At 41.0% G+C, this 14,850-nt stretch carries 16 protein-coding genes; 12 read left to right on the top strand and 4 right to left on the bottom strand.

What is annotated here, in order from left to right:
• Positions 1-6: 6 nt before the first annotated feature.
• From L1068_RS20990 to cyaY, 3 genes are read right to left on the bottom strand one after another with little or no spacing between them, the layout of a single operon-like run.
• Positions 7-918 (bottom strand): DUF2914 domain-containing protein, encoded by a 912-nt coding sequence (locus L1068_RS20990; RefSeq protein WP_237131830.1) that lies wholly within the window; start codon positions 916-918, stop codon positions 7-9.
• Positions 919-927: 9 nt separating this feature from the next.
• On the bottom strand, positions 928-1,584 hold the full coding sequence (locus L1068_RS20985) for an alpha/beta hydrolase (RefSeq protein WP_237131829.1): 657 nt from the start codon (positions 1,582-1,584) through the stop codon (positions 928-930).
• A complete protein-coding gene (gene cyaY, locus L1068_RS20980) occupies positions 1,585-1,905 on the bottom strand; it encodes an iron donor protein CyaY (protein ID WP_237131828.1) in 321 nt (106 codons plus the stop codon). It abuts the gene before it with no gap.
• Positions 1,906-2,056: 151 nt separating this feature from the next.
• On the opposite strand from cyaY, the gene L1068_RS20975 reads away from it, so the two are divergent.
• From L1068_RS20975 to L1068_RS20925, 11 genes are all read left to right on the top strand, one after another.
• Positions 2,057-2,224 carry a lipoprotein gene (locus L1068_RS20975; RefSeq protein WP_237131827.1) on the top strand — a complete coding sequence of 56 codons (168 nt, stop codon included), beginning with the start codon at positions 2,057-2,059 and terminating at the stop codon, positions 2,222-2,224.
• Positions 2,224-3,471, top strand: coding sequence for a diaminopimelate decarboxylase (gene lysA / locus L1068_RS20970; RefSeq protein ID WP_237131826.1), 1,248 nt, complete (start codon positions 2,224-2,226; stop codon positions 3,469-3,471). Before L1068_RS20975 ends, lysA begins: the two co-directional genes overlap by 1 nt.
• A gap of 21 nt (positions 3,472-3,492) precedes the next feature.
• Complete coding sequence (gene dapF, locus L1068_RS20965) at positions 3,493-4,323, top strand: diaminopimelate epimerase (RefSeq protein ID WP_237131825.1); 831 nt, start codon at positions 3,493-3,495, stop codon at positions 4,321-4,323.
• A complete protein-coding gene (locus L1068_RS20960) occupies positions 4,320-4,931 on the top strand; it encodes a DUF484 family protein (RefSeq protein WP_237131824.1) in 612 nt (203 codons plus the stop codon). Before dapF ends, L1068_RS20960 begins: the two co-directional genes overlap by 4 nt.
• Entirely contained in the window at positions 4,928-5,845 is a 918-nt protein-coding gene (locus L1068_RS20955) for a tyrosine recombinase XerC (protein WP_237131823.1), read from the top strand. The genes L1068_RS20960 and L1068_RS20955 overlap by 4 nt, the downstream gene beginning before the upstream one ends.
• 1 nt (position 5,846) lies before the next feature.
• Positions 5,847-6,548, top strand: coding sequence for an HAD-IA family hydrolase (locus L1068_RS20950; protein ID WP_237131822.1), 702 nt, complete (start codon positions 5,847-5,849; stop codon positions 6,546-6,548).
• A gap of 124 nt (positions 6,549-6,672) precedes the next feature.
• Positions 6,673-6,981: a hypothetical protein gene (locus L1068_RS20945; protein ID WP_237131821.1), complete on the top strand. Its 309-nt coding sequence runs from the start codon at positions 6,673-6,675 to the stop codon at positions 6,979-6,981.
• A 48-nt stretch (positions 6,982-7,029) separates the two neighbouring features.
• Positions 7,030-7,362, top strand: a complete 333-nt coding sequence (locus tag L1068_RS20940) for a hypothetical protein (RefSeq protein ID WP_237131820.1) — start codon at positions 7,030-7,032, stop codon at positions 7,360-7,362.
• Between the two features lie 93 nt (positions 7,363-7,455).
• On the top strand, positions 7,456-9,627 hold the full coding sequence (gene uvrD / locus L1068_RS20935) for a DNA helicase II (protein WP_237131819.1): 2,172 nt from the start codon (positions 7,456-7,458) through the stop codon (positions 9,625-9,627).
• Positions 9,628-9,630: 3 nt separating this feature from the next.
• A complete protein-coding gene (locus L1068_RS20930) occupies positions 9,631-11,679 on the top strand; it encodes a GNAT family N-acetyltransferase (RefSeq protein ID WP_237131818.1) in 2,049 nt (682 codons plus the stop codon).
• Positions 11,648-12,760, top strand: a complete 1,113-nt coding sequence (locus L1068_RS20925; protein ID WP_237131817.1) for an ABC transporter substrate-binding protein — start codon at positions 11,648-11,650, stop codon at positions 12,758-12,760. The genes L1068_RS20930 and L1068_RS20925 overlap by 32 nt, the downstream gene beginning before the upstream one ends.
• Here L1068_RS20925 and L1068_RS20920 read toward each other — a convergent pair.
• Complete coding sequence (locus L1068_RS20920; RefSeq protein WP_237131816.1) at positions 12,753-13,913, bottom strand: hypothetical protein; 1,161 nt, start codon at positions 13,911-13,913, stop codon at positions 12,753-12,755. The genes L1068_RS20925 and L1068_RS20920 overlap by 8 nt on opposite strands.
• Positions 13,914-14,029: 116 nt before the next feature.
• Between L1068_RS20920 and L1068_RS20915 the strand changes: the two genes are divergently transcribed.
• On the top strand, positions 14,030-14,848 hold the full coding sequence (locus L1068_RS20915; RefSeq protein ID WP_237131815.1) for a CZB domain-containing protein: 819 nt from the start codon (positions 14,030-14,032) through the stop codon (positions 14,846-14,848).
• Positions 14,849-14,850: the final 2 nt, after the last annotated feature.

The following is a 14,850-nucleotide window of genomic DNA, read 5'->3' as shown; positions in this document are numbered from 1 at the left end:
GACTCGCTACTGGTCAGTTACTTTAAATTGCTTGCTCGCCAACGTTTTTCCGTCGGCAATTAATTCTACACGCCACTCGCCTAATTGCAGTGCCGCTATATTTTTTGATGAATAGGTACGGTATCGCTCTGCAAATATTGAAAGTTCAACATCCGCTTGCAGTTGATCTTGAAAATACCACTTGTGGCGCACCACTTTACCTTTTAAGCCGTTTACTTCAGTAAAGAAGTACAATTTTTTGGTAAAGCTCGCCCTTGCGATTCGTTCACCAATAATATCAACTGGCTCTCGCGCTTTAATATCACGCGATAACAATGCTCGCGTTACACTTTGGGTATTTATTTTTGCGCCAAGAGCAATGTCTGCTAAGTCGGCAGTACTGTTTTCGTTTGCTTGCTGTTCAATATCGACGCTCACAGCCTGCTCTAATAACTCTTCGCTATTTTCAGCTGTGTTTGACAGACTATTATTTGTCACGCTTTCACTAACAACCGCTTCGCTGTTATCAACATCTTTAGTATTGCTAGGCTCTAGCTCGACTCGCTGTTCAATCGCAGGTTGAGTTACAGAAGCTTTCACAATTGGTAATTCAGCTGTTGAAGACTGGCTTAAACCAACCTTTTCGGTTTCTTTTGTGGTATTTTTAGCATTATTTACAGCCGATGTTATCGTTTTCACAACAGTTGAGCTGCCTTGTTGCACACTAGCTTTTGTTAATGATTGACTCGTTTCTTTTGGATTTTTCGTATTTGGAAATAAGTACATAGTTGCCAAAACTAATACGACTACCACCAACAACAACGCCGCAAAAACACGCGCCCAGCGCCATTGATACTCAACTTCGCTCGGTTGTACATTTTGCGGGGATTGGTTTTGCTTATTTGCCAATGTCGCCGTAATTTTTATCTTTTGTGCCACTATTCCTTCCTAGTTTAAGCGCGAAACCAACCAAGTACGGATCGCCTTAATTTCCTCTAAACACACTTGGTGTGCCATTGGGTAGTCCTGCCAACTAACGTCATAACCCAATTCAAGTAATGTTTGATATGCTGCTTTTCCTGCGCCTGTTGGTACCACGTCGTCAAAACTGCCGTGCGCCATAAATACATTTAAGCTTGCTTGCTGATTTTCGAGTTTAAGTTTAGCAGGCTCACACATATAGGTAGAAAGCGCCATAACACCCGCCAACTGATATGGTAAGCGAGGTGCTAAATACAATGAAACAACGCCACCTTGCGAAAAACCCGCCAAAATAATATTGCTAGGCGCAATACCATTGTCTATTTCAGCATCAATTAATTGTTGTACTGCCGCAGCAGATTGTTGCACACCTTGTTCATCGGCGCGTTTATCTAGATCAAGAGATTTAATGTCATACCATGAACGCATCGCCATACCACCGTTTATGGTGACCGGTTGAATTGGTGCGTGTGGAAAAATAAATTTTACACCTAGTTCTGCAGGTAAATTAATTTCCGGTACGATAGGTGCAAAACCATCACCTGAGTCACCTAAACCGTGCAACCAAATTACCGTTGCTTTGTGACTTGATTGTGGCTCAATAATTACTGCGTCTAAACTCATTTATTCAGCTTCCCATATAATGCTTGCGCCCGCTTGTTTGCTCGCAGCATCATTCATAAATTGCCAGAACTCTGAGCCACTACGGTTATCAATCCATTTATCGCCATGGCGCTCAAAATGGTGACCATTAAACTTAGTTGCTACCCACAACTGCTGTAAAGGCGCTTGTTTATTAAGGATGATCTTACTGTTATCAGGAAAAATAATTTCTAAAATTCCCGAGGCAGATTCATAGTCTAAGTCGACCTCGCAGGCATCAACTTGCTCTTCTAAGTTAATAAACAAATCATCGATTAACTGGTGGTATTCTTGGTCTGTCATAGCTAAATTTCCAAATTGATTTTTTGATGCCAATAAAGCATAAGAAAAAACGTCAATATCCTGCGTTTTTGCGCTTTTTTCTGATAATCTCTATTCAATAATACCAACCGTGGCATTCACTTGTCAGTAATAAGTTTTATAAACAGACGATATGGTTAAATGTAAGAAATTAGTTTCAGTATTTATGAGTGTGTCATTGCTCATTTTAGCTGGTTGCGGTCAAAAAGGTCCTTTATATCTCGCCGAGCAAGATCAAGTGGAATCAAATCAACCAAAGCAGCAAACCGACTCTGACAAAGAGCAAAAGGATCAGCAGTAATGGACTATTTTAACTATAACGATAACGAACTGTTTGCAGAACAAGTAAAGGTTGAAGATATTGCCAAACAATATGGTACGCCTTGTTATGTTTACTCGCGTGCTACATTAGAGCGCCACTATAAGGCATTTTGCGACGCGGCAAGTCACCATAATCACCTTGTATGTTACGCCGTAAAAGCTAATTCAAACCTCGCTATTTTAAACGTATTGGCGCGCCTTGGTTCTGGTTTTGATATTGTTTCCAAAGGTGAACTGGCACGTGTAATTGCGGCCGGTGGCGATACCAGTAAAGTGGTATTTTCAGGTGTTGCTAAAACACATGACGAAATTGCCTTTGCGCTAGAGCACAAAATCAAATGCTTTAATGTTGAATCAGAAGCTGAGCTTGAGCGTATCTCGCAAGTTGCAATTGAGTTGAACGTAAATGCGCCTATATCTATTCGTGTAAACCCTGATATCGATGCTAAAACGCACCCCTATATTTCTACCGGTTTGAAAGAAAATAAATTCGGCATAGATATTAAAATTGCGGTTGATGTATATAAGAAAGCGGCGAGCTTACCTAACTTAGATATAAAGGGTATTGATTTTCATATTGGGTCACAGCTTACCGAAGTAGAACCTTTTATAGCGGCGCTTAAAAAAGTAATCGCGCTCGTTAAAGAACTTGCATCTCATAATATCAAACTAAGCCATGTTGACGTTGGCGGTGGTTTAGGCGTGCCGTATGCCCAAGAAGCACCTCCACATCCAAGTCAGTACGTTAGTAAAATCACCGAATGCTTAGCAGAATTACCCGATGTTGAGCTAATTTTTGAACCCGGCCGCGCTATTGCAGCTAACGCCGGCATTTTAGTCACCAATGTTGAATATCTAAAACAAAACCAAGGTAAACACTTTGCGATTGTTGATGCAGGCATGAATGATTTACTGCGCCCATCGCTTTATCAAGCTTGGCAAAATATTATTGCGGTTAAGCCGCGACTAGGTAAAACCGAAAATTACGATATCGTTGGCCCGGTATGTGAGACTGGTGACTTTTTAGGTAAAGACCGTGATTTGTGCATTGAAGCGGGCGATTTAATTGCCGTGCGCAGTGCCGGTGCGTACGGTTTTACTATGAGCTCAAACTACAATTCACGTCCGCGCGTAGCTGAGATAATGGTAGATAACGACCAAGTTCATGTAATTCGTCAACGCGAAACTATTGACGACCTATACCGAAACGAGTGTACACTGCCTTAAGCACAATCATAGTTTATATATATGCTAGTAAATTTTTCTAAAATGCATGGCTTAGGCAATGACTTTATGGTTATTGATAATGTCACGCAAAATGTTTTTATTTCAAAAGACCAAATTCGTAAGTTAGCAGATCGCAACTTCGGTATTGGCTTTGACCAATTACTTATGGTTGAAGCGCCGTACGATCCTGATTTGGATTTTCATTACCGAATTTTTAATGCCGATGGCTATGAAGTTGAACAATGCGGGAATGGCGCACGCTGTTTTGCACGCTTTGTTCGTATGAAAGGGTTAACCAACCGCCACCGCATTCAGGTCTCAACAAAATCTGGCAATATTAGCCTGCACAATGAGAAAGACGGCAAAGTGCGCGTAAATATGGGCCACCCTAAGTTTGACCCAGCAAAAGTGCCGTTTAAAGCGACCAAGCGCGAAACAACGTATATTATCCGTGAAGGCGAACATACAATATTTTGTGGCGTTGTCTCTATGGGCAACCCGCACTGCGTGCTTGAAGTAGACGATATCAACTCTGATCAAATCACCGAGTTAGGCCCGCTACTTGAAAGCCATGAACGCTTTCCTAAAAAGGCCAATATTGGTTTTATGCAAATAATCTCGCCAGAGCATATAAAACTACGCGTATGGGAACGTGGCGCAGGTGAAACGCTTGCCTGTGGTAGCGGTGCTTGTGCCGCTGTTGTGGTTGGTATTTTACAAAAGAAACTCGCCAATCAAGTTAAGGTTGAATTACCTGGTGGCGAATTAACAATAAATTGGCAAGGCGACGGTCACCCAGTAAAAATGACCGGCCCTGCAGAACATGTGTTTGATGGTCAAATCGCGATATGAATGAATTAGATGAACGCCAAGTTGTCGACTATTTAGAACAAAACCGTGACTTTTTACAAAAGCACCCCGAACTACTTGCGCGTTTATCCATTTACGACGAACCAAACGGCACCACCAGCCTTGTAAAGCGTCAACAAAGTTTATTGCAAAATAAAAATAGAGAATTAACCGATAAACTCTCTCACCTAATTGATAACGCAACCAATAACGAACACATTTTTAAAGTGTTCAATCAATGTCATCGACTGCTACTTAAAACCGATACGCTAGAAGCACTACAAGAAAAGTTAACACAAACCTTGTGCAAAGGATTTAACTTACTTGATTGCCAATTAATACCTGTTAATCCCGATACGCACCAAACGCTACTCGACCAACGCTTTAGCGTACAAACCAGCTTTTTAGGACGTTTGAGCCAAGAAGAGCAAATGCTACTATTTAAAAAAACAGTTGGCTCGGTAGCTGTGTATTTGGTTGGCGATAAAAATACGCCAACAGCCATATTAGCCTTCGCCAGCAGCGACGAAACACATTATCACCCAGAACAAAACAGCGTATTTGTTTTAGAATTTATTCAAGCCTTAGATATCAAACTGTCTCAGTTATGAGTGAGCAACAACCGCTAAGCGCAAGCTGGCAGCAGAGTATAGATTTATATATCGCTTTTGCGCGCAATGAGAAACACTATTCTACAGCCACCATCGATGCTTACCTGCGTCATTTAGAAACATCTGCACACTATTTTTCGCAATTTGTTGCTAACTGGCAAGCAATTGAAGTGGAGAACGTAAAAGGCTTGCTGGCCAAACTAAAAAGTCGTGACTTATCAGCCAGAACCATTAATTTGCACCTATCGTGCTTGCGTAGCTTTTATAAGTTTTTAATTAGAAAGGGACTTGCCAAAGCGAATCCGGTAGAGCTAGTAAAAGGGCCGAAGTTCACCAAACCACTGCCCAAAAACCTCGATGTTGACCAAGTAAATCAGTTGCTTGAAATTGTGCCTGAAGATAGCTTAGCAATTCGCGATAAAGCCATGATGGAATTAATGTATTCATCAGGGCTGCGTTTATCTGAGCTTGCTAGCCTTAATTTAACGGATAAGAGCGCGATCTTTAATGGCCTTCTAACCGTACTAGGTAAGGGTGGTAAAGAGCGGGTTATTCCCGTTGGGCGAAAAGCCATTAGCGCAGTAAAAGCGTGGCTTAAAGTGCGTGCAGAGTTTGCTAATCCCGACGAATTCGCTTTATTTACTAGTAAACAAAAACGTCGCTTGTCGATTCGCCAAATTCGTGCGCGCATGAAAAAATGGGGCATTGAACAAGGCCTAAGTGCCAATGTGCATCCGCACAAATTACGCCATAGCTTTGCATCCCATATTTTAGAGTCGAGCGGTGATTTACGTGCAGTGCAGGAGTTACTTGGCCACAGCAATTTATCAACCACCCAAGTATATACGCACTTAGATTTTCAACACCTTGCAAAGGTATACGACAACACACACCCAAGGGCAAAAAAGAAGTAATATGATGCGATTTAACCGAGCAATTTCTGCCGTAAAAGTGATTAGTTTTGATTTAGACGATACCCTTTACGACAACCGCCCTATCATTAAAAATGCCATTAAAACACAACAAGATTACCTTGCTGCAATTCCCGAGTGGGCGGCGCAAAGCGGCGATTTTTGGCGCACTTGCCGAAACGGTTATGCACTTGAAAACCCAGAGATCATCAACGACGTCACACTATGGCGTCAAAAGGCTTTACTATGGGGGTTAGAAACTCTCAAAGTAGAAAATGCAGCATTTCATGCAACACAAGCCTATAACGCGTTTGCTAAAGCGCGCAGTAATATTGAGGTTGCAACTGAAGTAATTGATTTACTCGCAGCACTTCGTAAAAAATACAAAGTAATTGCTATTACTAATGGTAATGTTGATGTAAGCCAATTTAATTTAAAAGATAGCTTCGATTTAGTATTACAAGCCGGTCCTCACGGCAAAGCAAAACCAGCAAACGATATGTTTAATTTGGCTTGCCAGCAATTAGGTGTAAGTCAAAACGAGATTTTACATGTGGGTGATAGCCTTGATTCAGATGTGCAAGGCGCTAATAACGCTGGCTGTTATAGTGTGTGGCTAGAAAATGCTTTTGTGCCCTACTGCTACAAAGGTTTAGCTGACATGGAAATAAGCGATATTTTTGCGCTCAAATCCCTGCTTGTTTAATAACTTAAGGAAATATCATGTGCACGATATTTCCTTACATCACGTAATATAACCTCTCATCATTAATGACTTTAATAAGCTCATTACAGAACATATTCTGCACTCAATAAATAAGAGAGCAGTTATGTTTAAAAAAGAATGGAAATTTAATCTCAGGCATCACCAAATCCACATTGTTTATCATTATTTTGATGGCATGAAACTGTATGTCGATGGTGATTTAAGAGATTTTAGTAATATCAGTGTTTTATTTAGCAATGATGTACTTTTAAGGGCTAACCTCTCCGAGATTGGTATTATTGATGTAACTCCTTCATGGTCTTTGCTTAGTCTTGAAGTCACAGTGCAACTTTCGCAAGCGGCAGACAGGTTTATCGTCTATTCCTCTCATGGGCGAGTACCCTTGCGGGCGCAGCGCCTTATAAGCAAATAAACGACTTTCTTCTTAAAAAAGAACAACATTAGAAAAAGGACTAACATTATGTATAAAGAATGGGAATTCGACTTAAACGACCATCACGTTCGCGTAACCAATAACTGGTTAACTGGGGTGAAGCTTTATGTAGATGGAAAGCTAAAAGGACGAAATGGATTTCCTGTTATGGGTCCTATGCTAATTCTCTTTTTCCTTATCAGCGGTGACGGAGTTATCTCTCACTTTCAAGAAAAACAACAAATAGCGCATATTGAAAATATCATCGCAACGTTACCTGAAAACGAAAGAGCAACGTTTGTTAAAGCGTACATAGAAACAAAAAGTTCAGAGCTTCAGCAACCAGCTCACAATGTAAAGGTTAGCGATAAAACTCAATAGATAACTAACCCCTGTTTATAAAAACAGTATTCTATTTGGTATTAAATCAACTCCTGTTATACTTTTGCCAATTTTGGTAAAGAGTTAACTTCGATGGACGTTTCTGAATTATTAGATGGTTTAAATGACAATCAACGCGAAGCCGTTGCCGCCCCGCTACAAAATATGCTGGTGCTGGCAGGCGCAGGCTCAGGTAAAACCCGCGTACTTGTCCATCGAATTGCTTGGTTAATGCAAGTTGAACACGCATCGCCTTACAGCATTTTTGCGGTAACCTTTACCAACAAAGCAGCCAAAGAAATGCGCAGCCGTGTTGAAGCAACGCTTAAAGCGTCTGTTGGCGGCATGTGGATTGGCACTTTCCACGGTTTATCCCATCGCATTCTGCGCGCCCATCATAAAGAAGCAAACCTGCCAGAATCATTTCAAATTCTCGATACTGACGACCAAGTGAGGATGATCCGTCGCTTAATGAAAGCAATGAACATCGACGAGAAGAAATGGCCAGCCAAACAAGCGGCTTGGTATATTGGCGCTAAAAAAGACGAAGGTTTACGCCCTAAACACATTCAAGCGTTCGATCCTAACGAACAAATGATGCTGCGTATTTACACTGCTTATCAAGAAGCATGTGACCGTGCTGGATTAGTGGATTTTGCCGAAATTTTACTGCGTTGTTTTGAATTATTACGCGACCAACCAACTTTGCTTCGTCACTACCAACAGCGTTTTCCGCATATGCTGGTAGACGAATTCCAAGATACCAACACCATTCAATATCAGTGGTTAAAATTGATTGCTGGCAAAAGCAATAAAATCATGATTGTGGGTGATGATGACCAAAGTATTTATGGTTGGCGTGGCGCGCGTATCGAGAATATTAAACAGTTTATTAGTGACTTTGATGCGCAAACCATTCGCTTAGAACAAAACTATCGCTCAACAGGTAATATTCTAAAAGCGGCAAACCATTTAATTGCCAATAACTCCGAGCGTATGGGTAAAGAGCTGTGGACTGACGGTAATCAAGGTGAACAAATTAGTGTTTACGCTGCTTATAACGAGCTAGACGAAGCCCGTTTTATTGTAAGTAAAATTAAGGCCTGGTTTGAACAAGGTAATGCACTGCAAGACTGCGCCATTTTATATCGCAACAACGCCCAGTCGCGTGTTCTGGAGTCTGAATTAAATATTCAGTCACCGCGAATTCCTTACCGAATTTACGGCGGTATGCGCTTCTTCGAACGTCAAGAAATTAAAGACGCTTTATGTTACTTGCGCATTGTAAATAACCGCAATGATGACGCTGCATTTGAGCGTATCATTAATACCCCAACACGTGGCATTGGCGATCGCACACTAAGCCTTATTCGTGATTGTGCACGTAGCGAATCATTACCACTTTGGTACGCAGCAAAAACCTTACTAGCAGAAAAGCATTTAGCTGGGCGCGCTGCCAATGCAGTAAATTCGTTTATTGAGCTAATCGATCAGATAGAAGACAACATTCTCGATAAATCATTAGATAAACAAACTAAATACGCCATTCAAACATCAGGCCTAATGGCGATGTATATGGCAGAGAAAGGCGAAAAAGGTCAAGCGCGCGTAGAAAACTTAGAAGAATTAATTAACGCTACTAGCCAGTACGAACTGCCAGATGAAGAGGAGTTTAGCTCGCCACTTGATGGCTTTTTAGCGTATACCGCACTAGAGTCAGGTGAAGGACAAGCAGACGAACACGAAGATGCGGTACAAATGATGACACTGCACTCGGCCAAAGGCCTAGAGTTCCCTTTGGTGTTTATGGCAGGCGTAGAAGAAGGCATGTTCCCGTCGCAACAAAGCCAAGAAGAAACCGGCCGTTTAGAAGAAGAACGTCGTCTATGTTATGTAGGTATGACACGTGCCATGCAAAAGCTTTATATTTGTCACGCTGAAAGCCGCCGTTTATACGGACAAGAAAAGTTTCATAGCCCGTCACGCTTTATTCGCGAATTACCGGAAGATTGCCTAGATGAGATTCGCATTAAAACACAAATCACCAAGCCTAAAACCACTGGCCGTTTTAGCAATACCATCAGTTTAGAAACCTTTAACGATACTGGCTTTAAACTCGGCCAGCGTGTAATGCACGGCAAGTTTGGTGAGGGTACAGTATTAAACTATGAAGGCACGGGCCCGCAGGCGCGTATTCAAGTTAACTTTGATGATCATGGTACCAAGTGGCTAGTGACCATGTATGCGAAATTACAAGCGATGTAAATTATGCTGACTAACACCTGGCTTAACCAATTACACCAGTCGCTACTAACGAGTAAGCATCGTCAGTTATTGGTTTTGTCAGGGAGTGAGCATTGGTGTTGGCAACAAGTTGATACCTTAAAAACGGTTTACCCCGATTTATTAACCCTGAGTAATTCCCCCTCAGTTAATTTTTGGCCCGAGCACAATCACCAATTATTAGGGCAAGAATACAGCACAGTGGTGTTTGACGTAAATTCAGGGCTAATGCCAGACAAGCTCGCAACCGTGGCAGGTACAGTAAAAGCAGGCGGCCTACTAGTGCTGCTAATGCCGAACTTTGAAAGTTACACCAAGCAAGCGGATCCCGCGTTTGCTCGTTTTCAAAGTGCCAATAAACCACCTAGCCCTATTTCACTTTTCCAAACTCGGTTCATTTCACTACTTAAGAACAACGAGCAGGCTTTGATTGTTTCAGAGCACCATGCACTGCCTACAATCTCAATTTTCACTGCAACTGAGAGTACTCAGTATCAAGAGCAGCAAAATCTAGTTGCCGATTTGAGCAAATTTATAACTAAGCGCCGCGCCACATTTTTACTAACCGCCGATAGAGGCAGAGGGAAATCGGCAACGCTTGGAATGCTGGCAGCCAATTGTTCATCACAAGGCAAGCGTGTTGCTATTTGCGCCCATCATAAGCAGACTGTTGCAACTGTATATAAACACTTCGAACAATTAATTGATAATGACGTAAAGCTTGATTTTATTGCACCTGATGCATTGCTAAACCAAGCAACAAACTACGATTTGGTATTAATTGATGAAGCGGCAACCTTACCTGTAAGCCTATTAAAAAAAGCGCTCGATTTACCGATTAAATTTGGTTTTGCGACAACGCTTCACGGTTACGAAGGTACTGGTAGAGGGTTTAATTTACGCTTTATTCCTCATCTAAAAGCTACGCGCACAAACTGTTTTATTACAGAGCTATCTACTCCGATGCGTTACGCTGAAAATGACCCGCTCGAAAACACCATTAACCAATTATTAGTACTCGATGCTGACTTTAAGCAGCTAAATATAAATCACCAAGACGACATTGCGTTTTACGCAATTTCACAGCAACAACTCATAAACGATAACGCATTACTTAAACAGATATTCGCTATTTTAGTGATGGCGCATTATCAAACTAGCGTAAATGACTTACGACATATGCTCGATGGCAATAACTTAAAGGTGTTTGTTGCTGAACAAAATGGCATTTTATTAGCAGCCGCATTGGTTGCGCTAGAAGGTGAGCTAGCCGATCCGTTAGCATCACAAATTATTGCTGGGGAACGCCGTCCTCAAGGCAATATGTTGGCGCAATCTACTGCGTGTTTACTCGGCGAACAACACTTGCTTGCAGCTCGTTATGCCCGCATTGTGCGTATTGCTGTTAATCCTTATTGCCAAGGCGACAATATTGGCACACAACTGTTAAATACCATTGAGAAAACACTATCGCCTGATGTTGACTTTATAGGGGCAAGTTTTGGCGCAGAAGCCAAACTTTGCAACTTTTGGTTTAAGCAGAACTATCACATTATTAAACTCGGTGCCAAGCAAGATAAAGCAAGTGGTGAGCATTCTTGCTTAGTCATTAAAGCTTCAAATATTTATTTAGACCAACAGACATTGCTCAAATCCCATTTCAAGCAGCAATTTTTGTTTGAGTTAGCGCGTTCGTTTTCGCATCTACCAAGCGAGTTAGTATTAGGCATTAGCGCAAACTTGATTTCATCAAACCAGCAATACACTAGCAGCAATAACTTAGTAAAAAGGTTTAGTGAAGGACAAATCAGCGTTGACCAAGCACGCTTTGCCTTAGCTCAACAAGTTTATGTAAACCCTTGTTTACTAGATAAACTAGAAAGTATTTCTAGAAAGTTAATAATTAAGCTAGTATTACAGAATATGCCTGAGACTAAGGTCACCGAAGCTCTTGCATTAACGGGGAAAAAACAACTTAATTCAGCGCTAAAGCAAGCCGCTTATGAATGGTGTAATCACTATCCTAATCTCTAAACTAATCATTGTAATTTGCTGTATTCCGCTAGTTGTCTTTGCTACGCAGCAACCACCCATTAAACTTGGTATGTCGGCAGCGTTAAGCGGTCCATCGGCAGAGTTAGGCGTGCAATTGAAACAAGGAGCTGACGCTTACTTTAAGCAAGTAAATGCTAATGGTGGAGTAAATGGTCGAAAAATAGAATTACTCGCACTTGATGACCAGTATGAACCCCACCTCACGGTAAATAACACTCGACACCTAATAAATAACGCTAAAGTTGATGTTCTCTTCTCATATGTTGGCACCCCGACATCTAGCGCGATTCAACCCATTATCGATTCTCACCAAATTCCGTTTATTACCCCGTTCACTGGCGCAGACTTATTACGCCACAAAGATCATATTTTTAATTTACGCGCTAGCTATAACGACGAAGCGAAGGTGCAAATTGATTACTTAGTAAAACAAAAAGGGCTGACAAAAATTGCATTTTTGATTCAAGCTGATGAGTTTGGCCTCTCACTGCAAAATGCACTTACCAAAGCAATGTTGCCATATTCCTTAAAGCCAAAAGCCATTGCCAGATTCAAGCGAAATAGCCAAGATATTGAGCGAGCATTAGAAAAATTAAAAAAAAGCGACGCACAAGCGATTTGCTTAGTTGGTACTTACAAACCCTTAGCCCACTTTATAAATTTAGCCAACCAGCAAGACTTTAAGCCTTATTTTACCAGTGTTTCATTTGTCTCGAGTAACGAGCTTTTTGCACGCATTAAACAACCAAGCAAAGTACTTGTAACGGAAGTGATGCCAAAAGTAGATGGTTGTAAGCAAAATTGGTGTAAGCGATTTCTTCAATCGATGAAGCTGGCAAATATAACAAAACCGACACGTGTGCACCTAGAGGGATATGCAAACGCATTTGTATTTTACAACGCGGCAAAAGCCTGCATGCCGCTATCAAACGAATGCTTATTACAAAAGCTGCAAGTCATAAAAATGCAGTTAGATAAAAGCAAAAAAAACTATGTTGAGTTATCCGAACGGGTAAAAGACAACACAGTTTTTTTAAACCACTTCACATTTACTAAATAACAGGTATCGCCTGCTTAAGCATGGCTTCAATTTGATTCACAATCGCTTTATTGGTCGCATCGTCAAACGTTTTAATACGCGGCGTATGTATATGACCAGTTGGTACTTTCGTACCTAATTGATTTTGCAAACGAATACTGCGATACGAGATCTCATTCGAAAGGTAACCACCACCGCCACCTGAAACCGCCGTTAATCCATTTAACTCAGAAAGCGATTTAGGCTGTAACTCACCTTTTTCTAACGTCACTACTTTTAAGTTATCGTTTACTTGATATTGCCCTTTTGCCTTTTGCATCGCAGCAACAGGCAAGCTAAATTCAACAAACTCATCTCCCGAAAGAATTTCGCCTGCTAACTTTGAAATAATTGGCGCTTCTTTTGTGCCACCCGATAGTACATTTAAATTATCTGGCGCAGTTACACTACGACGCTTGCCAGGGAAACGCTCAAGATCAAAATGCTCTCTGCCCATTGAAACAGTAGAAACTAAATCGACTTGTCCACCTAAGTAAATAGGTGCTAACAGTGACTCTATTTCACCTTGATCAAAATCTTCATAACGCACCGGTACAATAACCGCATTAATTTCGGCTTGCTTACCATTAAGCTCAATAACCTTTCCGTCTAACGCTAGTGCCGCAAGTCCTGAAGGGTTACTCTGCGCAATATTTCTATCCAATAAGAACGGATCAAAACCGGTAATAAAAATTTGCGTATCTGCGCTTTGGCGGTAATCAATATCAGAGTACCCACGAGATACTGTTTCAAACACCTCTAACAGGCTAGCTAGCTCGGCTTTTGAAAAATTAAGCGGCGTGTTCTTTAGTTGAGATTTAACCGCGAGACGCTGCCAGTAAAGCGGCCTATCGTCATATTGCTGGTTAGATTGCACCTGTGCTTTAACTTCAGACCATAACTTTGTACCGACTTTCAAGAGTAACTGTTTAGCTTCTGCGTAATTACTTACGGCTTGCCATTGTTTCGCAAATTGTAACATTGCTTTGTAGTTAACCAAGCTTGCATCGACGGTGTTAAGTTTGGTTAATCGTAACTCTTCGACACTTTGCGAGATTACATTTTGGTTTGCGTATGTATTTGCACTTAAAAACAGTGCTAAGCTGGTAATCAGTAGCTGGCGTTTATTTTTCATTGCTAAACTATCTTTTAATATAATATTCGGTGAGTTAGCTACTTATCATACGTGCATTTTTGATAAGCTCAACTATGCTCTATTTAATAAATGAGAATGTTAGGAAAGAATCTTATATGGACTTTATTAATTTTAAAGTTGGCTCTAAGACGATCGCTTTAAAAATACTCGATATTTTATTAACAGAACGATATGAAAATAACCTAACCGAATTACCCAACGATAATAAAAGCTTTATTGGCGTAAAGGATTATTTAGGCACTCCAACACCCATCTTTGATCTTGGTATTGTTCTTAACAAAGAGTCGACCCAAGTTGCTAATCAAACGCTTTCAGATTTACTTATTGCCAGAGAAAAAGATCATCTAGACTGGCTTGATGCGTTAGAAAATAGCCTCACCAATGGCGCTCCATTTGAAAAAGCCAAAGATCCAGACAAATGCGCATTTGGCACTTGGTATAATAACTTTAAAACTGACAACGAAGAGTTACGTGTAATACTCGACAAGTTCGATAAGCCGCATCGAGAACTACATGCTATGGCAGAAGAGTTATTAAGTGTAAACGCTAACGACACATCAGGAAGAGCCCTAACACTCTTCCATGAAAAGAAACGCAAGATATTTACAGTGCTCGTCAGGTTATTCCAAACAGCAAGAGAGCAGATCACTCTCGATTACAAACCCATTATCATCTTTACCACCAAAGACGGCAAAACCCCTCATATAGGCTTGTTGGTAGATAAGGTGGAAGACTCTTTAACGGTTAATAAAGACGATATTAAACCACTAGAACAATTAACTTCGATTGGTTTTGATATCGACCCACAAACCCGTCATATGATGAAAGGTCTGATAAATATGAATAATAAGCACAGCATTATTATCGACCCAACAGTGATTTTTTCACCGCAAGAAGAAGCCGAAATAGCCTAGGA

This window comes from Pseudoalteromonas sp. MMG024, assembly GCF_021654175.1.
Classification (GTDB): domain Bacteria; phylum Pseudomonadota; class Gammaproteobacteria; order Enterobacterales; family Alteromonadaceae; genus Pseudoalteromonas.
This window is presented reverse-complemented; position numbering and strand designations above follow the sequence as displayed.

What these genes read in the sequence shown, in the direction of transcription:
- L1068_RS20985 (WP_237131829.1), bottom strand. Translation starts at nt 1,584, where the DNA reads ATGAGTTTAGACGCAGTAATTATTGAGCCACAATCAAGTCACAAAGCA.
- cyaY (WP_237131828.1), bottom strand. Translation starts at nt 1,905, where the DNA reads ATGACAGACCAAGAATACCACCAGTTAATCGATGATTTGTTTATTAAC.
- L1068_RS20975 (WP_237131827.1), top strand. Translation starts at nt 2,057, where the DNA reads ATGGTTAAATGTAAGAAATTAGTTTCAGTATTTATGAGTGTGTCATTG.
- lysA (WP_237131826.1), top strand. Translation starts at nt 2,224, where the DNA reads ATGGACTATTTTAACTATAACGATAACGAACTGTTTGCAGAACAAGTA.
- dapF (WP_237131825.1), top strand. Translation starts at nt 3,493, where the DNA reads ATGCTAGTAAATTTTTCTAAAATGCATGGCTTAGGCAATGACTTTATG.
- L1068_RS20960 (WP_237131824.1), top strand. Translation starts at nt 4,320, where the DNA reads ATGAATGAATTAGATGAACGCCAAGTTGTCGACTATTTAGAACAAAAC.
- L1068_RS20955 (WP_237131823.1), top strand. Translation starts at nt 4,928, where the DNA reads ATGAGTGAGCAACAACCGCTAAGCGCAAGCTGGCAGCAGAGTATAGAT.
- L1068_RS20950 (WP_237131822.1), top strand. Translation starts at nt 5,847, where the DNA reads ATGATGCGATTTAACCGAGCAATTTCTGCCGTAAAAGTGATTAGTTTT.
- L1068_RS20945 (WP_237131821.1), top strand. Translation starts at nt 6,673, where the DNA reads ATGTTTAAAAAAGAATGGAAATTTAATCTCAGGCATCACCAAATCCAC.
- L1068_RS20940 (WP_237131820.1), top strand. Translation starts at nt 7,030, where the DNA reads ATGTATAAAGAATGGGAATTCGACTTAAACGACCATCACGTTCGCGTA.
- uvrD (WP_237131819.1), top strand. Translation starts at nt 7,456, where the DNA reads ATGGACGTTTCTGAATTATTAGATGGTTTAAATGACAATCAACGCGAA.
- L1068_RS20930 (WP_237131818.1), top strand. Translation starts at nt 9,631, where the DNA reads ATGCTGACTAACACCTGGCTTAACCAATTACACCAGTCGCTACTAACG.
- L1068_RS20925 (WP_237131817.1), top strand. Translation starts at nt 11,648, where the DNA reads ATGAATGGTGTAATCACTATCCTAATCTCTAAACTAATCATTGTAATT.
- L1068_RS20920 (WP_237131816.1), bottom strand. Translation starts at nt 13,913, where the DNA reads ATGAAAAATAAACGCCAGCTACTGATTACCAGCTTAGCACTGTTTTTA.
- L1068_RS20915 (WP_237131815.1), top strand. Translation starts at nt 14,030, where the DNA reads ATGGACTTTATTAATTTTAAAGTTGGCTCTAAGACGATCGCTTTAAAA.